Here is a 19246-nt window from a genome sequence, read left to right on the forward strand (position 1 = left end):
CATCTTTGAGGGCGGCTCTTAACGGGGCCGCCCTTTTCATGTTCTTTAGTCACCACTGTCACGCTTACGGGTGATCCCTGTGTTCCAGCCCCATCGCCGCGGCCTTATCCAAGGCCTTGTTGCCGCGCCTGCCGTGCTGTCCTTCGGTCGCAGTGCCTTTGGCGGACAGGACATCTTCCCGTTTGGTGTGGCCAGTGGCGACCCGTCGCACGACGGCTTTGTCATCTGGACGCGCCTTGCGAAAAATCCACTGGCCGCAGACGGGCTGGGCGGTATGGACGCCGCCGTTCCTGTGCGCTGGGAAATCGCCGCCGACGAAGGCTTTGGCCGCATCGTCATGGCCGGTAATGCCGTGGCGCAAAGCCCCCATGCCCACACGCTGAACATCGAGATCAGCGGCCTGCCGTCCGGTCGTCCCTACTGGTATCGCTTTACCGCCATGGGCCAGCAAAGCCCTGTGGGACGCAGCCTGACCACCCCCGCCACCGACCAGATGGCGGATCGTCTGCGGATCGCGGTCGCCTCCTGCTCGCACTATGAGCGCGGCTATTTCAGCGCCTATGGCCACATGGCCGACGAAGCGCCCGACCTGACCCTGTTCCTTGGCGACTACATCTACGAATACAGCCTCGGTGCCGACCGCGCCGACCAAGTGGTGCGCCCCTATAATCTGGAAGAAGCCACCACGCTGGCGGGCTATCGCAATCGTTATGCGCTTCACCGTCTGGATGCCGACCTGCAGCGCCTGCATGCCGTCGCGCCCGCCCTTGCCGTGTGGGATGACCACGAGCTTCAGGACGACTATTCCGGCATCTGGTCCAAGATCAGCGGCACGCCCGTTGCCGATTTCGCCGCGCGTAAACAAGCCGCCTATCAGGCCTTCTTCGAGGCCATGCCGGTGCGCCGCTCCACCATCGCCAACCGCCTTTATCGGCAGGTCCGCTATGGCAATCTGGCCCAGTTCTTCATGCTGGACGGCCGACAATACCGCTCGCGCCAACCGTGCAGTGACGGCCCCAATGGCGGCAAGGGCCAGATCGTCACCGACGCGACCTGTACCGACCGTCTGGATCCGTCACGCACCTTCCTCGGTTTCGATCAGGAACGCTGGCTGTATGACAATCTTGGCCGCAGCGATGCCCGCTGGAACATTCTAGGCCAGAACCTTGTCATGGGCGGCCTGACACTGGCCCGTTCCGACGCCGACGAGGCTCGCTTCTGGACCGACACATGGGATGGCTTCCCCGCCGCCCGCGAGCGCCTGACCACCGCCCTTGCCGAGATCAAGCCATCCAACCCTGTGGTGCTGGGCGGTGACTACCATTCCTTCTGGACCACCGACATCAAGGCCGATGCCCGCAATCCGGCATCCCCCATCCTCGCCACCGAGTTTGTCGGCACCTCCATCACCTCGACCGGCCCCAGCCATGACGGACTGATGGCGGTCATGCCCAACAACCCGCACATCCGCTTCTTCGACAGCCGCCAGCGCGGCTACATGGCCCTCGACATCACCCCCGACACCATCAACACCCGCTATCAGGTCATAGACGACGTGCGCCAACACCAGACTAAGCTTTCCACGCTGAAATCATGGGTAGTGGAAAACGGCAAAGCGGGCGCGGTTGCGGTGTAGGCTCAAGCCTTGTCATTCAAATACCGTTGATATTAACATGACTGACATGAAGTTCGAGCCGCCCCCATTCATTTGAGAGCATCCAAATTTGCGCAAATTACTGAAAGTGGCAGCTATAGCCTTAGTCACAGTTGTCGCTTTTTTCTGCATTTTTGTGGGCTGGCAAATTAGCCTTCAATACTCTCGTTTTGAGGATCGCACTGACCCTCAACTCGGTTCGTTGATCGAAGGAATTGCGACCTCGGATGCTCTTTGGATCTTGGGTTCCAGTGGACAGGTCGTCAGGATAAACCGCAGATCGGGCGAACGTAGCCTCCTGTCTAAAGGCACCATAGACATAGTGGCCGATGGCCAACGTTTATGGGCCTTATCAAAAACCGCCGAAGGTTCGTGGCAAGTTACCGATCTTCGCAATCCGAATGAGCCAGCCATTTCTGTCTCTCGAGACACAGCACCCATTGTGCTGTTCTCGACTTCGGCAGGGCCGGCTGTACTCACTTCGAATAAAGTTCTGTTGCCTGCACCAGACGGTTGGTCTCCCCTTCCTCTGAGCGAAACGATTTTTGAGGGAGCCACAGCATTCAGCCCATCAGACAAAGTGCTCTACGTCGGTTATGACCATGGCGAATTCGGTGGTGGCTTGCGTCAGATTAATTTGAACAACGGACAGGTCTCGATCATCGAAGATACGCCTGACTCACGTCAAACCCTGCAATCATGCCAGGGGCTTATGAACACCGGTTGCGACCCTGTGGTCAGGATCATGTCTGATCCACAACAACCGGATTGCATCCTTGCAGGCACCAACCAGTCTCATTTAGGCATGTATGATGGTGTCGTTGTAAAGGTTTGCGGCCAAACTCTTGCGCCGGTCTTTTCGCGAGAACTGTGGACGCTGGACAAGCTAACTTCCGGACCTAATCGAACTTGGGCTTTCAACACCCTGACGCCAGTCCGCAATGGTTGGGTCGCCGTCGGCCACACCCGCTATGCACGCGCCGCATATTCAGCGGCTTCCACTTCGCCAAAGATAAAGATGTCAGCCTTCCCCCGCTTGGGTGATCTTGGAAACCTGAAAGTCTCCAAAGACATTGATGGCGTCATTTTCGTCGAGACTTATTGCTGTGCATACTATGGCCTAAAGAAACAACGCTGGATCATCGCTCTGCCTGTCATGAACTAAGGCGCAAGGATTAACACAGCTTGCAACTCTCTATGGCGCGCGCACCCCACACCCTCTAGTTTGCGCTGCCCGCTTCCGTTCGGGGCATCCGTGTTGTGAACTTCCGGTCGGTGCGTTTGGCCTTTTCCAAATCAAAATCAGGTTTTGTGCGCTGGGTACATGCGCTTGTGGCGTCGGCACTACTGGTGCTGGCCGCGCCTGCATGGGCCGAGGTTCCGCAAAGCCGCCTTGTGATCGGTGTGCCGTTGGAGCCGCCGCATCTGGACCCGACATCGGGAGCGGCGGCGGCGATTGACGAAGTGGTCTATGCCAATGTGTTCGAGGGTCTGACGCGACTGACGCCCAATGGCACGGTGGCCCCGTCGCTGGCTGAAAGCTGGAGCGCGTCGCCCGATGGCCTGTCGTGGACGTTTCGCCTGAAGCATGGCGTAACCTTCAACGACGGTACGGCCTTTAATGCAGAAACCGTGCGGTTCTCTCTAATGCGGATCGTTGCCGCTGGCTCGACCAATGCCCAGAAGGCGTTGTTTGCGCCCGTCCGCGATGTTCAGGTGATCGATCCCGCAACCGTGGTGATCCATCTGTCGCGGCCTGTTGCCAACCTGCCCTATCTGTTGGCGTGGGGCGATGCGGCGATGGTGTCGCCCCAAAGCGCCGCCACCAATGGCACGCGCCCTGTGGGGACCGGCCTCTATACCCTGTCGCGCTGGCAGCGCGGGGGCGAGTTGGAACTGGTACGCCGCGAAGATTATTGGGGTCGCGCGCCGCAAACCCAGCGCCTGACCTTCCGCTTTATAGGTGATCCCGCCGCCGCCTTTGCTGCGGTGCGGGCGGGCGATGTGGATGCCTTTCCCAACTATCCGGCCCCTGAAACCATTGGTGAGCTAAAACGCGATCCGGCATTGGTGGTCACGCAAGGCCTGTCCGAGGGCAAGGTCATCATGGCGATGAACAATGCCCGCGCCCCGTTCAACGACATTCGCGTGCGCCGCGCCCTGTCCTATGCCATCGACCGTCAGGCCGTCATTGACGGGGCCATGTTCGGTTTCGGCCAACCGATCGGCAGCCATTATTCGCGTCAGGCCGAGGGCTATGTCGATCTGACGGGCCGCTACCCGCACGATGTCGCCAAGGCGCGGCGATTACTGACGGATGCGGGCTATCCGAACGGCCTGGACGCCACCCTTCGCATCCCGCCGCGCCCCTATGCCCGTCGCAGCGCCGAGGTGCTGGTGAACCAACTGGCCGCCGCCAATGTGCGCGTAAAGGTCGAGACTCTGGAATGGGCGCAGTGGCTGGATCAGGTCTTTGGTCGCAAACAGTTCGACCTGACCATTGTCGAGCATGTCGAGCCGATGGATTACGACATCTATGGCCGCACGGACTATTATTTCGGCTATAACAACCCCGCCTTCGACGCCCTTTTGGCCGCTGTAAACACCGCGCCTGACGAGGCGACGCGCTTGTCGCTGCTGGGCGATCTGCAACGCAAGATTGCCGATGATGCGGTCAATGTTTTCCTGTTCCAGTCCGCTCGTATCGGTGTGCATAAGGCGGGCATAAACGGCATCTGGATCAATGCCCCCATCGCCGCCAACGACATGACGGGCGTGACGCAATCGGGCATTGCGCGAGGCACAGCTAATGCACCCAATACCAAAACCCTGCCGTGGCACTGGATCGGTTTTGGTCTGCTGGCCGCCCTTCTGGCCTTCAGCGCGCATCGTCTCGGCGCGGCATGGACAGCCAAAAAAGTGGCGGGCCATACGGCAACACTTTTGGCCGCATCGGTTGTCATCTTTGCCCTGTTACAGGTCCTGCCCGGTGATCCTGCCGCCTATATGATGGGCCTGAATGCCAGCCCCGAAGCGGTTGCTACCCTCAGACAGCAGATGGGTCTGGATGGGCCGATTATCGCCCGCTACCTGTCATGGGTTGGTGGTCTGTTCAGCGGTGATTTCGGCACCAGCTACACCTATCAAACCCCTGTGGCGGGCCTGATCTTCGAGCGCCTGTCCGTATCGCTGCCGCTGGCGATTTCCGCCCTGATCGCGTCGGTTCTGATCGCCCTGCCTGTCGGGGTACTGGCCGCCCGATATCGTGGAAAGACACTGGATACCGGCCTGATCGGTCTGATGCAGGCAGGGATCGCCATACCGAACTTCTGGCTGGGCCTGTTGCTGATCCTGCTGTTCTCGGTGGGTCTCGGCTGGTTTCCGGCAGGCGGTTACAGCGGCTGGACCTCGCTGCTTCTGCCCGCCCTTGCACTGGCCGCGCCGCAAGCCGCCATCCTTGCGCGTGTGCTGCGAACCTCCTTGCTGGATACGCTAGGCGATGACTATGTCCGCACGGCCCGCGCCAAGGGTCTGTCGAAGAATGCCGCCCTGATCCGCCACGCCCTGCCCAATGCCTGGATACCGGTGCTGACGGTACTAGGCCTGCAAGCCCCCTTCCTGCTGGCGGGCAGTGTCGTGATCGAGAACGTGTTTTCGCTGCCCGGCCTTGGCCGTCTGGCGTTCCAAGCCGTCAGCCAGCGCGACCTGATCGTGGTTCAGGGCGTGGTGATGGTTCTGGTCGCCGCCGTGGTGCTGGTCAGTTTGGTGATCGACATCGCCTATGCCGTCGCCGATCCACGCCAGCGCGATGCCGCCCTGAACGGAGGCCGCAAATGACCTTCGCTGCCCCCAAGCGCATGCGGGCCATCGGGCCGCGCAGTTTGAAAATCGGCCTCGGCCTGTCCGTCTTCATCATTCTGGTGACGCTGCTCGCACTCGTCTGGACGCCATTTGATCCGCTGTTCCAGAACCCCGATGCCCGCCTGATGGCTCCCGACAGCCAGCACCTGTTCGGCACAGATGCGCTCGGCCGCGATGTGCTGTCTCTGGTAATGGCAGGGGCCGCCAACAGCGTGGCGGTAGCGGGCAGTGCCGTCATCTTCGGGCTTGCCATCGGTGTGCCGCTGGGCCTGTGGGCGGCGGCCCGTTCCGGCTGGCGCGATGATGTGGTCATGCGCGGCGGTGATCTGGTCTTCGCCTTCCCGTCTCTGTTGACTGCCGTGATGCTGGCCGCCGCTACGGGGCCGAGCGCCTTTAACGCCGCCCTTGCTCTGGGCGTGTTCAATATTCCCGTCTTTATGCGGGTGGTGCGGGGTGCCGGACGCGGTCTGTGGAGCCGCGATTTCGTCACCGCCGCGCGCGCTGCCGGACAATCGACCCGCAGTATTTCGATCCGGCACATTCTGCCCCATGTGCTGGGGCTTGTGGTGGTTCAGGCCGCGGTTCAGTTCGCCGTCGGTGTCGCCGCCGAGGCGGGCCTGTCCTATCTCGGTCTGGGTGCCCAGCCGCCTGCCCCGAGCTGGGGCCGGATGCTGGCCGAAAGCCAGACCCTGATCGGCACCGCACCGTGGCTGGCCATCTTCCCCGGCCTTGCCATTTTCGCCACGGTTCTGGCCCTCAGCCTGACGGGTGATGGTCTGCGTGACCGTCTTGATCCGCGCCTGAAACGGGAGGTTTGAGCATGAACCTTCTGGATATCCGCAACCTGTCGCTCACGCTTGGTTCTTCGCCGCTACTGTCGGACATCAACCTGTCTATTGCCGAGGGCGAGATCGTCGCCCTTGTCGGCGAAAGCGGATCGGGCAAGTCGCTGACCGCCCTGTCGATCCTTGGCCTTACGCCCGACCATGCCCGTATTTCCGGCGAGATTGTGCTTGAAGGGCGCGCACTGCACACGCTTGATGACCGCGCCATGCAGGCCGTTCGTGGCCGTGATATCGGCATGGTGTTTCAGGAACCCTTGAGCGCCCTGAACCCCGTCATGACCATTGGCGATCAGGTCGCCGAGGTCGTGCGCCACCACCAAGGCTGTTCACGCAAAGACGCATTGGCGGCCGCACGACTTGCGCTGGACAAGGCCGAACTGCCTGCGCCGCGCTTTGGTCTGGACCTCTATCCGCACCAGCTTTCGGGTGGCCAGCGCCAGCGCGTGGCGATTGCCATGGCCAATGTGCTGGAACCGCGTCTGCTGATTGCCGACGAGGCCACCAGCGCCCTTGATCCGGTCAATCAGGCCAAGGTTCTGGACCTTCTGTGCGGCACCGCCCGCCACAACAAGGCGGGTCTGTTGCTGATCGTGCATGATCTGGCTGTGGCGCGTGAACGGGCAGACCGCGTGGTGCTGATCCGTCAGGGTTGCGTGATGGAAACTGCGCCCGCTGCGGCGCTGGCAAATGGCCTGAGCAGTGACTACGGCAAAGCCCTCATTGCCGATGCTGGCCACTGGCCGCCGCCGCGCCCGACTGTGGCGAACAATGCCCCAGTCGTTGCCGAGACGCGTAATGTCACCCGTCTCTATGCCGGATCGCGTAAGTTATGGGGCAAGGGACCGCCCATCCGCGCCGTGGACAACGTCAACCTGTCTGTTCAGCGCGGAACCAGCATCGGCCTGATCGGCGAGAGCGGCTGTGGTAAGTCCACACTACTACGCGCCCTTTGCGGCCTTGAGCCGGTTCAGGGCGGTCAGGTTCTTGTCAAGGGTCAGGACTGGGCCAAGGCCAGTGTAGGGGAGCAACGCGCCCTTCGCCGCCGTATCCAGCCGGTGTTTCAGGATCCGGGGGCCAGCCTTGATCCCCGCTGGACCATTGCCCGTTCGCTGTCGGAACCGCTGGCCCTGCTGGACAAGCGACCTGAAAATCCTGACGCCCTGATTGCCGTGACTTTGCAACAGGTCGGGCTGGACGCGCATTTTGCCAATCGCCTGCCGCACCAGATGTCGGGCGGACAGCGCCAGCGCGTGGCCCTTGCCCGCGCCCTGATTACCAAGCCGGACCTGATCGTTCTGGACGAGGCTGTTTCGGCGCTGGATGTGTCCGTGCGCGCCCGCATCCTTGATCTTTTGTCGGGGCTTTGCCGCGATCACGGTATCGCGCTTTTGTTCGTCAGCCATGATCTTGAGGTCATCCGTCGCCTGACCGACCAAGTGCTGGTGATGGAAGCTGGACGCATTGTCGAGCAAGGCACCACCGAAACAGTTCTTGCCAGCCCGCAGCATCCGGCCACACAAAGACTGGTGGCGGCAACGCCGCGCCTGAACCCCGAGACGGAGCCAAAAGCATGAACCGCCGCACTGTTCTAAGCGGAGCCATTCTGGGCGCGACCGCCGCTGCCGCATCCGGTTCTGCCACCGCCAAAGAGGCCCACATGCCCAAAGCCAAAGGCCGGACCGGCCCGCGCAACCTGATTACCGATGTGGCCGGTATCCGTATCGGTCAGGCCCACGATGCAAATGCCCGCACAGGCGTCACCGTCATCCTTGCCGAAACCCCCGCTGTCGCGGCGGTCGATGTGCGGGGCGGCGGCCCTGCGGGGCGCGAAACCGATGTGTTGAAGGCCGAAAATCTGGTGCAGGAAGTGGACGCCATCGTCCTGTCCGGCGGCTCGGTCTATGGCTTGGCCGCCGCTGACGGCATTGCCGCGTGGATGGGCATGCGCGGTCGCGGCTATGGTATGGGCGGCGGGGCTGGCGTTCCGCCTTCGCCCATCGTGCCGTCGGCCTGTCTTTACGATCTGGCCAATGGCGGCGACAAACAATGGGGTATGGACACGCCCTATCGCCGTCTGGCCGTCGAGGCTCTGGAAAGCGCGTCCGACGCCTTTGTCCTTGGCACCGCAGGCGCTGGTTTCGGCGCACAGGCCGGAAGCCTGAAGGGCGGCACCGGCTCCGCATCGGCTGTGACAGACGACGGCTGGACCGTAGGCGCCATTGCCGCCGTCAACAGTGTCGGTTCGGTCACCGCCCCCGACAGCCGCCAGTTCTGGGCCGCACCCTTCGAAATCGGCAGTGAGTTCGGCGGTCTTGGCACCGACCAACTTTCCGCCGCGCACGAAGACTGGGGCCGTGCCAAATTCGCCCCGCGCCCGCGCGAAAATACCACCATTGCCGTGGTCGCCACCGATGTCGCGCTTAGCCGCGTGGAATGTCAGCGCATGGCCATCATGGCGCAGGACGGCCTGTCGCGCGCCGTACGCCCCGCCCATGCGCCGTTCGATGGCGATACGGTCTTTGTCCTGTCCACCGGCAAGATCAAGCTTGAGGACGGCCCTGCCCGCAACATCGCCGTCAGCCGCCTTGGCAATATCGCCGCCGATGTTCTGGCCCGCGCCATTGCCCGCGGCGTCTATGAAGCCACCGCCTATGACGGCAGCGCAGACAAGACGTGGAAGGGCCTAGCCTGACGGCGGCCTAGGGCTTCCAGACCACCACATCACCGACCTTCAGGCCCGACAGGATTTCCACCCTGTCCGGCCCGATCCGGCCAAGGGTCACAGGACGTATTTCCAGCGTGCCGTCCGCCTTTTTGACCTGAACCAATGGCGCACCATTATTCAGAGCCGATACCGGCACCGTTATCGCCTGTTCCGTTTCGTACAGCACCAGCGACACCTGCGCCGTCATCCCCACCCGCATAATCTTGGCCACATCCTCGGACAAAGGATCCAGCCGCACCCGCGCCTCGAACTGGGTCTTTTCGCTCGACGATCCGGCATCCGCCTCGCCCGAAACCGCCAGAAGTCGCCCTTGCAGCGTTTGCCCGCCCAGCCCCGGGCCAGTAACAGCGGCCACCATACCGGTTTCCAGAAGGATCAGGTCCGCCTCGTCCACGCGAAACACCACATCCAGTCCATCCAGTGCCGCAATCACACCCAGTGACTGGCCAAGGCCGACCTTGCCGCCCACCTTGGCACCGCTATTGTCCGATCCGTTCGTGCCACTGCGCGGGCGCACCATGACACCGGCACGCGGCGCACGGATGACAGCCTCGCTGCCCGATACCGCCTCTTGTAATTTCGTCGAGGCAAGGCCGCGTTGTAGTCCCGCCACCTGACGCTCGACACCTCTGCCGCGGGCCTCGGTGCGGGCAAGGTCTTCCTCGGCTGTGGTTACCGCCTGTTCGCTCTGGCGCAAACTGCTTTGCAGACCCTCCATCTCAGTGCGGGCAATCAGGCCGCGCTCGAACAGACGTTGGCCCTCCTCGTGGCGGCGGCGTATCTCCTCGAACTGGATGCGAGCACTTTCCAGACCTCGTTTGGCCGCGTTCATTTCAGGGCCGGAAGCCCAGTTGTCCATCTGAGAGGCCGTATCAGCCGCCTGTAGATATCCGATCCGCGCCTCGGCGGTTTTTCGCCAAACATCGGCAGCACTCAGGCGATACAGAATCTGTCCCTCTTCTACCCGATCACCAAAGCGGAAGGCGATATCCATTACCGTAGCGTCCGTTTCGGCAATGATTTCAACCTGCTCACCCGGCACAATACGGCCCGAGAAGGACTGCTTGATTTCGAATGGCCCCTGGCTGACCGTATAGGTCATAGGCGGAGCTTCGACCTCGCTGTCGCCTCCGCGCGTAAAGGCTACCAGCAGTAACCCCGCCAACAGAACCGCGCCTGCGCCCAATACCAGTTTCGCCTTCCGGCTCGGAGGCCGCCTTATGGCTCCAAGGAAATTTGCCATGTTTCCAGCGTCCTCCCTAGTTGCTGATCCAGTGATGTCAGAGCGTTCAGATAGGCAATGCGAGCCGACAGGGCCTGTGAATCGGCGCTTCTCAAATTGTTTTGCAGCGACAGCACCTCGAAATTGCTGGCCCGCCCTGCCCGTAGTCTTTCCTGCTGGATTTCCACACTGCGCAGGGCCAGCGCCTTGGCGCGGTTGGCCGCCTCAAGTTGTCGCCAGCGCGATTGCACATCGGCCACCGCCTCGCGCACCTGCCCCTCTACGCGGTCCAGTTGGCCCTCATAGGCCAGTTGCGCCGTATGCAGAGCGGTTTGCGCCCCCATCACATTGCGCCGCCCCGAAAAGTCGGCAATGGGTATATTCAGTTGCAATCCGACCGAATGGGATGACAGGTCCGGTCCGCCGCCCACAGGGTTAAAACGGTCATAGCCTGCCACCACCGAGACGTCCCAAAGACGACTGTTGCGGGCCAGTTTCTCGGCCAGTTCCAGTTGTTCGAAACTCAACCGCCGCGCCTTCAGATCGCGCCGGTTGGACAGGGCAAAAGCCACCGCCTGATCGGCATCCAGTTCCACGGCCTCGGCCTCGACCTGATCTTGCGCTTGTATCGGCATGGAGGGATCCAGCGCCAACAGGTTCAGCAACTGGGTGCGTGCCGTGGTCAGGCTGCGTTCTGTCTCCAGTAACGCCACCTCCTGACTGGCCACTTCGGACTGGGTCTGCACGATATCGGCGGCGGCCATACGACCTGCATCGATAAGGGCCTGATTAGTTTCCAATAACTGTCGGCTGCGCTCCAGCGCCATTTGCGACAGCGTGAGCCGTTCCTGTGCCCCGATTAGATTGCGATAGGAAAAGGTCACCTGATCGATCAGGCCGGCCACCGCCTCTTCCTCGTTCATATAGGCCAGTTCGGCACTGATCTTGGCTTGACGTAAGGGGGCCATGTTCACATCCCAGCCTGCGCCTCGCAAAAGCGGCTGGCGGATACTGGCGGAAAACCCATCATTGCCGCCGCCTGCGCCATCCAATCGCTCATAGCGGGACCAGTTCACAGAGGCCGAGGTGCCGATCGGGCTATGCCACGACACCGATGGAGACACGGTCAAATCCTCGCTGGTGGCACCATTATCGGCCTTACGTCGTAGGGCCGACACCGCCACCCCCCCCGTTGGCCAATAGGAACGGTGCGCCAGAAACAGATCAAAACGATCCAGCACCCGGTACATCCGCAAAGAGCGCAGGTCGCGGTTGTCCCGCAAGGCGAGCGCCACCGCCTCTTCCAGTGTCAGAGTATTCGCTTGTACCCCGACCTCGACAGCGGAATCCGCAATCGCAAGCGCGTCGGCATGGGTACCGAACACAACAAAAGCCACCAATACCGCACTAAACAACCTAGTCCGCACGCAAGGCCTCCACGGGTAAAATACGCGAGGCGGACACCGCCGGATGGATGCCGAACACCAAGCCCACCGACGCCGCAATCGCGGTTCCCCACACCAAAACCATCGGATCGAACACAAAACTGATCGGCAGGAACACACAGCCTAACGCCGTCAGCCCTACCCCGACCAAAGCCCCGATCAGGCCTCCGCCCACCGACAAGGCCACGGCCTCGACGATGAAGATGAACACGATCTCGTTTGGCGTCGCGCCGATGGCGGCCCGCAGACCGATCTCCTTGCGGCGCTCCATCACCGACATCAGCATGACATTCATCACGCCCACACCGCCCACCAGCAAAGAGACTGACCCGATGGCCACCAGAATGGCGGACATCAGGTTCATCTGGCTGTTCATCGCCGCAATCATGTCCTTGGAAGTGCGGACTGCGACCGTCTGTCCCTGCTGCATCAGGTCATTCCGCGCGTTTTCGGCCCACTCGGAAGGATCACGCCCCTCGCCCACCCGCACCAGGGCGTGGGTGATGCCCAGCTTTCTCACTACACGGCGCGAACACTCCAACCCTATAAAGGCCGTTTGATCCGGATTTACCGGATTGAGAGCCTGCTGCTCCGTAAACGGAAAAACCCCGACAATCTGAAAACCATAGCCTTCGATATAGGCAGTATCGCCCGTGCCCGCCCGCGCATCCTTGGCCAGTTTGGCACCTAGAACTACGGCCCCGTTACAGCCGTCCAGCCGTGTCAGATTGCGTCCTTGTACGGTCGCAAGGTGCAGCATGTCGAGGATGTCGGGCGATACAGCTGCAATAGCAGCCGACAGGCTTTCATTGCCAACCCGTACATAGCCTTGACCAATCGCCATATTGCCCATCGCATCGACCTGCGGGTCATCACGCAACGTTGTATCTAGTCTTAAAGCGTCCAATCCCTGAGACGCCGTAAAATCGGCTTCGATTTGAACCGTATTGACCCCCACTTCTTGAAAACGTTCCATGACCTCGGTCTTGGCGATGTGGGAAAAACTCATCAGGGCCACAACCGAGGCCGAGCCGATCATCACTCCCAGTAAGGCTAACAGTGACCTGCGCCCTTGCGTGCGCAAACTGGCTAGAGCTTCTCCCGTCAGTTCGATCCATACGCTTCCGATCAAGCGCTCCATGGATATCTACCCCGTTACAGTCTGAATGATGCGCCCATCCTGCATGACCACCTGCCCGTCACAACTACGGGCCAAAGCCTCGTCATGCGTGACCATAAGGATAGACACGCCCATTTCGCGATTGATCCGGCTCAACAGAGCCATAATCATCGCCCCGCTTTCACTGTCCAGATTGCCGGTCGGTTCGTCAGCCAAGATTAGGCGCGGTTGCGTGACAAGGGCACGGGCAATGGCGACGCGCTGGCGCTGACCACCCGACATTTCCTCTGGCCGATGATACAGGCGATCATCCAGACCGACCCGCTCCAGTTGCTCCATGGCCGCATGCCGACGCGCGGTACGACCAACGGCCCGATGAACCAAAGGCAGGGCGACATTTTCCCACGCACTTAAACGCGGCATCAGATGAAAAGACTGGAAAACAAAACCAATGAGTCGGTTGCGCACCTTGGCCGCCTCATGGGCACTCAAACCCGAGACATTCTGCCCTGCCAGTTTGATCTCGCCAGAGTGCGGCCTGTCCAGCAGCCCCACCAGATTGAGCAAAGTACTTTTGCCCGAGCCCGACGCCCCCGTCAGAGCCCACATTTGCGAGGTCGGCATAACAAGACTAACCCGGTCCAGAACCTGCGTTCTGGACCGGGCCGGACCATAGCCATGTGTGATGTCAGTCAACTGAATCATTACAAGCTCAGTGTCCACCGATGCTAGCAGACCACCGGTCTGTCATCCATATCAGGTGACGTTAATCGATACGGAGGAGTTGCTCGAACTCAGAACCCCATTGATAGTGCAGGGCTTGGACATACCGAGGCTGGTACCCGAGACAGTGCTGGCGACAGTGGCCTGCTTGGTAGAATTATTCCAAGCCACAGTCAGAGTACCAGCACAATTCCCCGTCAGGGTGTTTGCCTTGAAGTTGGCAATGGCCAGTTGGGTCGCTGCCCCCGGCGAACTCGGTGCCGTAGCCGAGATAGGCCAATCGAAGTTGGTCAGTACGACCGACGGACAAAGCGCATTACCAGCCGACAGCGAACCACCGGTAATCTTGGCATTACCAGCAGAGTCAACCGAGACATTCAGTGACAGGTTACAGGTCAAGTTCACGCTCTGGGAGACCGTAACGCTACCACTAAGGGTGAAAGAGCTAGGAGCAGGTGTAACAGACGTGCCAGCAAAAGCTGGGGCGGCACCGGCCATCATGGCGATAGCGGCAAGCGAAGCGATGATGCGTTTCATGGGTTGTTCCTTCCCTATTTTTTCTACCTCTAGATGAGGCTTGAAAATGATTCCACAATCTACACCTTAGTCAACAAGTTAATTTAATTATATATAACAACGATTTAGTTATATGCGCCGCAACAAATTATACAACTACTAGTTGTGTTAACTATGTAACATCGTTCTTTAGTTGCTTCACCGAGTTGTTGAAATGCGATTCTTGGACTTGCCGATCCCGTGTCGCGAACGACTTTCCACTCAGTCAATTATGCTTCTGAAACTCGAACCATGGCAACAACATCAAACCCAGCGGCAATAGGAACAGCATCCTTGCGGGCTTTAACGCCGAATGCATCTAAGAAAAAAGGGCGGGTCCAATATTGGAGCCGCCCTTTCGCTTACTCTAAGTTTTCTAATCGGATTAATAAGACATCGACCTGAACCTGATCACCGGCGGCACAGTTCACAGCCTCGACCACACCGTCGAACGGGGCGGTCAGGGTGTGTTCCATCTTCATGGCTTCGAGCGTCAACAGCTTTTGGCCCTTGGTGACGGTTTGGCCCGCCGTCACCTCCACGGCGATCACACGCCCCGGCATGGGGGCGAGGATCGAGCCTGAACCGACGCCGCCATCGGCACCGCCGTGGGCGCGCCACGGCTTGATTACAAAACGCTCGCCGCCTTCATTGATGACAGCCACGCGCTTGGGTTGTTCGTCCGAAACACCGGCCAGTGCAACGTCGAAATCGCGGCCATGCTGGTCTGTGACGCGCATCTGGCGACGGGGCGCAGCATTCAGGCGAAGGCCACCGGCCAAGCCCCACGGACCATTGCCGCCACGTCCCAGCAACTCACCAACTGCCGTCTGCAAACCTTCCAGCGAAGGCTCGGGACGGGCGGTCAGCTCTTCCAGTTTGCGACCGATCAGGCCCGTATCCATCGTGCCTGACGCGAATTCTTCATCGCCCAGTACGCGGAACAGGAAGCCCGCATTGGTAATCAGCGGCCCGCATTCACCGGCATCCAGTGCATAGCGCAGATCGGCAATCGCCTCCTCGCGCGTATCGCCATGCACGATCAGCTTGGCGATCATCGGGTCATAGTGGGGGCTGATTTCAGCCCCCTCTTCCACGCCCGTATCCACGCGCACCATCGGGTCGGAATAGTCGAACACGTCCAGCTTGCCGATCGACGGCAGGAAGCCCTTGCTTGGGTCCTCGGCATAGAGGCGAACCTCCATGGCCCAGCCATTGATCGACAGTTCATCCTGACGTTTCGGCAGCGGCTCGCCAGAGGCCACACGCAGTTGCCATTCCACCAGATCAACACCCGTAATCTCTTCGGTCACAGGGTGTTCGACCTGAAGACGGGTGTTCATTTCCATGAACCAGATGCGGTCGGCGCGTAGCCCTTCCGAACCATCGGCAATGAACTCGATCGTGCCTGCCCCGCGATAGTCCACGGCTTTGGCGGCACGGACAGCAGCGGCGCACAGCTCAAGACGTGTGGCCTCGTCCATACCGGGGGCCGGAGCCTCCTCGACCACCTTCTGGTGACGGCGTTGCAGCGAGCAGTCGCGCTCGAACAGGTGGACGACATTGCCGTGGCTGTCGCCAAACACCTGCACCTCGATGTGGCGCGGCGACAGGATGTATTTCTCGATCAGCACATGGTCATTGCCGAACGAGGCCGACGCCTCGCGCTTGCACGAGGTCAGGGCGTCGAGGAACTCATCGGCCTGTTCGACCAGACGCATCCCCTTGCCGCCGCCACCGGCCACAGCCTTGATGAGGACCGGATAGCCGATCTTGTCGGCCTCCAGCTTCAGATGATTGGGGTTCTGATTTTCGCCCATATAGCCGGGCGTGACCGGAACACCCGCATCATCCATCAGCTTCTTGGCGGCATCTTTCAGACCCATGGCCGTGATGGATTTCGGCAGCGGCCCGACCCAGATCAGGCCCGCATCCATAACAGCCTGCGCGAACTCGGCATTCTCGGACAGGAAGCCGTAACCGGGGTGGATGGCCTCGGCTCCGGTCTGTTTGGCAGCGGCAATGATCTTGTCACCGACCAGATAGGATTCACGCGTCGGGGCCGCACCAATATGTACAGCCTCGTCGGCCATACGCACATGAAGCGCATCGGCATCGGCGTCCGAATAGACGGCGACGGTACGGATACCCATGCGACGGGCGGTCTTGATAACGCGGCAGGCAATCTCGCCACGGTTGGCGATCAGAAGAGATTTCATCATCGCATTACATCCTGAACACGCCAAAGGAAGGACGCTCGGCAATCGGGGCCTGTAGGCAGGCTTCCAGCGCCAGACCCAGCACATCGCGGGTTTGCGCGGGGTCGATCACCCCGTCATCCCACAGGCGCGAGGTGGCGTAATAGGGATTGCCCTCGTCCTCGTATTTTTGACGTACCGGAGCCTTGAACTCTTCGACCTGTTCCGGTGTCCAGTTAGCGGCGTCACGGTGGACAGTGGCCAGAACGCTGGCGGCCTGTTCGCCGCCCATCACACTGATGCGGCTATTGGGCCATGTGAACAGGAAGCGCGGGCTGTAGGCGCGACCGCACATGCCATAGTTGCCCGCTCCGAAGCTGCCACCGATCAGGACGGTGATCTTGGGCACATTGGCCGTGGCCACCGCCGTCACCAGCTTGGCCCCGTGTTTGGCGATGCCCTCGGACTCGTACTTGCCGCCAACCATGAAGCCGGAAATGTTCTGCAGGAACAGCAGCGGAATTTTGCGCTGGCAGGCCAGTTCGATGAAGTGCGCGCCCTTTTGCGCGCTCTCGCTGAACAGCACGCCATTATTGGCCAGAATGGCCACCGGCATGCCGTGGATATGGGCAAATCCGCACACCAGTGTATTGCCATAAAGCGATTTGAACTCGTGGAACTCGGACGCATCCACGATGCGGGCGATGACCTCGCGCACATCATAGGGGGCGCGAACATCTTCGGGGATGACGGCGTAGAGATCTTCGGGGGCGAATTTCGGCTCTACAGCCTCGGCCAGATTGACCCGCGCATAGACTGGCGGCGGCAAGGTCGAGACGATGTCGCGCACGATGGTCAGGGCGTGTTCGTCATTGTCGGCGACGTGATCGACCACGCCCGACTTACGACCGTGAACCTCGGCCCCGCCAAGGTCTTCGGCACTGATGACCTCGCCCGTTGCCGCCTGAACCAGAGGCGGGCCAGCCAGGAAGATGGTGCCCTTGCCCCGCACGATGACCGTCTCGTCCGACATGGCCGGAACGTATGCACCACCGGCGGTGCAGCTACCCATCACACAGGCGATCTGGGCAATGCCCTTGGCGGACATCTGGGCCTGATTGAAGAAGATACGGCCAAAGTGGTCGCGGTCGGGGAAGACCTCGGCTTGGTTAGGCAGGTTCGCACCACCGCTATCGACCAGATAGACGCACGGCAGATGGTTCTCGAGCGCGATCTCCTGCGCGCGAAGGTGCTTCTTCACCGTCATCGGGAAGTAGGTGCCGCCTTTGACCGTGGCATCGTTGCACACGATCATGACCTGACGGCCCGACACGCGACCGATGCCGCAGATCATGCCCGCGCCCGGCACCTGATCGTCATACTGGCCATTGGCGACCAATTGGCCGATCTCGAGGAAGGGCGAGCCTGCATCCAGCAGGCGCTCGACCCGTTCACGCGGCAACAGCTTTTCGCGGGCCACATGGCGCTGGCGGGACTTCTCGTCCCCGCCCAGTGCAGCCTGTGCCACTTTTTCGCGCAGGGTGTCGGCAAGGGCGCGGTTGAAAGCCGCCCTCGCCTTGGCCTCTGCACTGTCGATATTGACCGAACTGGTCAGGACGGGTGCCGTCATTGCTCTATCCTCAGCGTGCGCCGATCAGCTCGCGGCCGATCAGCATGCGACGGATTTCATTGGTGCCAGCGCCGATATCCATCAGCTTGGCATCACGCAGATAACGCTCGACCGGCCAGTCCTTGGTGTAACCAGCACCGCCCAGCGCCTGAACGGCTTCGGCGGCGGTACGGAAGGCGTTTTCCGAGGCCAGCAGCACACAACCGGCGGCGTCATAACGGGTGGTCTGGCCCGCATCACAGGCGCGCGCCACGGCATAGGAATAGGCACGGGCCGATTGCAGGGCCACATACATGTCCGCCACCTTGGCCTGCATCAGCTGGAAGGTGCCCAGCGCCTTGCCGAACTGCTGACGCTCGCGAACATAGGGGATCACCGTGTCGAGGCAGGCCTGCATGATGCCCAGTTGGATGCCCGACAGCACCACGCGCTCATAGTCCAGACCCGACATCAGAACACCGACGCCGCCATTCAGCGGGCCCATAATGTTCTCTTCCGGCACGAAGCAGTCTTCGAAAACCAGTTCGGCCGTCGGCGAGCCGCGCATACCCATCTTGTCGATCTTCTGACCGATCGAGAAACCGGCAAAGTCCTTCTCGATCAGGAAGGCGGTGATGCCACGGCTGCCCGCTTCCATGTCGGTCTTGGCATAGACCACCAGCGTATCGGCATAGGCCGAGTTGGTGATCCAGAACTTGGTGCCATTCAGGCGATAGCCGCCGTCCACCTTATCGGCGCGCAGCTTCATGCTGACGACGTCCGAACCGGCATTCACTTCCGACATGGCCAGCGAGCCGACATGCTCGCCAGACACCAGCTTGGGCAGGTATTTGTCTTTTTGTTCCTGCGTGCCCCAACGGTGGATCTGGTTCACGCACAGGTTGGAGTGCGCGCCATACGACAGACCCACAGACGCCGAAGCGCGCGAGACTTCTTCAACCGCGATCACATGGTCCAGATAGCCCAGACCCAGACCGCCCCACTCCTCGGCCACGGTCACACCGTGCAGACCCAGTTCGCCCATGGTCGGCCACAGATCACGCGGGAACCAGTCCTCCGCATCCACCTTGGCCGCCAGAGGTGCAATCACCTCGTCGGCAAAGCGGGCCGTGGTTTCACGGATCATCATGGCACTTTCGGTCAGACCGAAATCAAAATCGGGCGTGGCGCGCATGGGACTGTGTCCTTGTTCTCGTTGAGCGTTTCCTAAGAGTGGATGCTAACGCGCCGGATCGCTTCGGATAAATGGAAACTTCGTGAAGTTTCAG

The 19246-nt window shown here is 60.9% G+C and carries 14 protein-coding genes; 6 read left to right on the top strand and 8 right to left on the bottom strand.

The genetic code is table 11. The annotated features are described in order from the left end of the window. Positions 1–79: 79 nt before the first annotated feature. From FHS64_RS13590 to FHS64_RS13615, 6 genes are all read left to right on the top strand, one after another. Positions 80–1636, top strand: coding sequence for an alkaline phosphatase D family protein (locus FHS64_RS13590; protein WP_167179236.1), 1557 nt, complete (start codon positions 80–82; stop codon positions 1634–1636). An 88-nt stretch (positions 1637–1724) separates the two neighbouring features. After that, positions 1725–2819 (top strand): hypothetical protein, encoded by a 1095-nt coding sequence (locus FHS64_RS13595; protein ID WP_167179238.1) that lies wholly within the window; start codon positions 1725–1727, stop codon positions 2817–2819. A gap of 146 nt (positions 2820–2965) precedes the next feature. Then, positions 2966–5491 (top strand): ABC transporter substrate-binding protein, encoded by a 2526-nt coding sequence (locus FHS64_RS13600; protein ID WP_167179240.1) that lies wholly within the window; start codon positions 2966–2968, stop codon positions 5489–5491. Then, entirely contained in the window at positions 5488–6333 is an 846-nt protein-coding gene (locus tag FHS64_RS13605) for an ABC transporter permease (protein WP_167179242.1), read from the top strand. The genes FHS64_RS13600 and FHS64_RS13605 overlap by 4 nt, the downstream gene beginning before the upstream one ends. A 2-nt stretch (positions 6334–6335) precedes the next feature. Continuing rightward, positions 6336–7934, top strand: a complete 1599-nt coding sequence (gene nikE / locus FHS64_RS13610; RefSeq protein ID WP_167179244.1) for a nickel ABC transporter ATP-binding protein NikE — start codon at positions 6336–6338, stop codon at positions 7932–7934. Continuing rightward, positions 7931–9052 (top strand): P1 family peptidase, encoded by a 1122-nt coding sequence (locus FHS64_RS13615; RefSeq protein WP_167179246.1) that lies wholly within the window; start codon positions 7931–7933, stop codon positions 9050–9052. The genes nikE and FHS64_RS13615 overlap by 4 nt, the downstream gene beginning before the upstream one ends. Before the next feature lie 7 nt (positions 9053–9059). On the opposite strand, the gene FHS64_RS13620 is transcribed toward FHS64_RS13615, so the two are convergent. The 8 genes from FHS64_RS13620 to FHS64_RS13655 form a co-directional block, all read right to left on the bottom strand. Then, positions 9060–10250, bottom strand: a complete 1191-nt coding sequence (locus FHS64_RS13620) for an efflux RND transporter periplasmic adaptor subunit (protein ID WP_167179248.1) — start codon at positions 10248–10250, stop codon at positions 9060–9062. 53 nt (positions 10251–10303) lie between these two features. Further along, on the bottom strand, positions 10304–11704 hold the full coding sequence (locus tag FHS64_RS13625; RefSeq protein WP_167179250.1) for a TolC family protein: 1401 nt from the start codon (positions 11702–11704) through the stop codon (positions 10304–10306). 19 nt (positions 11705–11723) lie between these two features. Next, positions 11724–12893: an ABC transporter permease gene (locus FHS64_RS13630; protein ID WP_167179252.1), complete on the bottom strand. Its 1170-nt coding sequence runs from the start codon at positions 12891–12893 to the stop codon at positions 11724–11726. A gap of 6 nt (positions 12894–12899) precedes the next feature. Further along, positions 12900–13577 (bottom strand): ABC transporter ATP-binding protein, encoded by a 678-nt coding sequence (locus FHS64_RS13635; RefSeq protein ID WP_167179254.1) that lies wholly within the window; start codon positions 13575–13577, stop codon positions 12900–12902. Positions 13578–13628: 51 nt separating this feature from the next. Continuing rightward, the gene (locus FHS64_RS13640; RefSeq protein ID WP_167179256.1) at positions 13629–14000 is read right to left on the bottom strand and encodes a hypothetical protein; all 372 of its coding nucleotides are present in this window, start codon (positions 13998–14000) and stop codon (positions 13629–13631) included. 512 nt (positions 14001–14512) lie between these two features. Continuing rightward, complete coding sequence (locus FHS64_RS13645; protein ID WP_167179258.1) at positions 14513–16372, bottom strand: acetyl/propionyl/methylcrotonyl-CoA carboxylase subunit alpha; 1860 nt, start codon at positions 16370–16372, stop codon at positions 14513–14515. Between the two features lie 4 nt (positions 16373–16376). After that, the gene (locus FHS64_RS13650) at positions 16377–17978 is read right to left on the bottom strand and encodes a carboxyl transferase domain-containing protein (protein WP_167179260.1); all 1602 of its coding nucleotides are present in this window, start codon (positions 17976–17978) and stop codon (positions 16377–16379) included. 10 nt (positions 17979–17988) lie between these two features. Further along, positions 17989–19152: an isovaleryl-CoA dehydrogenase gene (locus FHS64_RS13655; protein WP_167179262.1), complete on the bottom strand. Its 1164-nt coding sequence runs from the start codon at positions 19150–19152 to the stop codon at positions 17989–17991. Positions 19153–19246 lie beyond the last annotated feature (94 nt).

The sequence above is a fragment of the Brevundimonas terrae genome, assembly GCF_011761985.1.
GTDB lineage: Bacteria > Pseudomonadota > Alphaproteobacteria > Caulobacterales > Caulobacteraceae > Brevundimonas > Brevundimonas terrae.

Coding starts and splice junctions, on each gene's coding strand:
- FHS64_RS13630 (WP_167179252.1), bottom strand. CDS start 12,893: ATGGAGCGCTTGATCGGAAGCGTATGGATCGAACTGACGGGAGAAGCT.
- FHS64_RS13605 (WP_167179242.1), top strand. CDS start 5,488: ATGACCTTCGCTGCCCCCAAGCGCATGCGGGCCATCGGGCCGCGCAGT.
- FHS64_RS13615 (WP_167179246.1), top strand. CDS start 7,931: ATGAACCGCCGCACTGTTCTAAGCGGAGCCATTCTGGGCGCGACCGCC.
- FHS64_RS13645 (WP_167179258.1), bottom strand. CDS start 16,372: ATGATGAAATCTCTTCTGATCGCCAACCGTGGCGAGATTGCCTGCCGC.
- FHS64_RS13650 (WP_167179260.1), bottom strand. CDS start 17,978: ATGACGGCACCCGTCCTGACCAGTTCGGTCAATATCGACAGTGCAGAG.
- FHS64_RS13635 (WP_167179254.1), bottom strand. CDS start 13,577: ATGATTCAGTTGACTGACATCACACATGGCTATGGTCCGGCCCGGTCC.
- nikE (WP_167179244.1), top strand. CDS start 6,336: ATGAACCTTCTGGATATCCGCAACCTGTCGCTCACGCTTGGTTCTTCG.
- FHS64_RS13655 (WP_167179262.1), bottom strand. CDS start 19,152: ATGCGCGCCACGCCCGATTTTGATTTCGGTCTGACCGAAAGTGCCATG.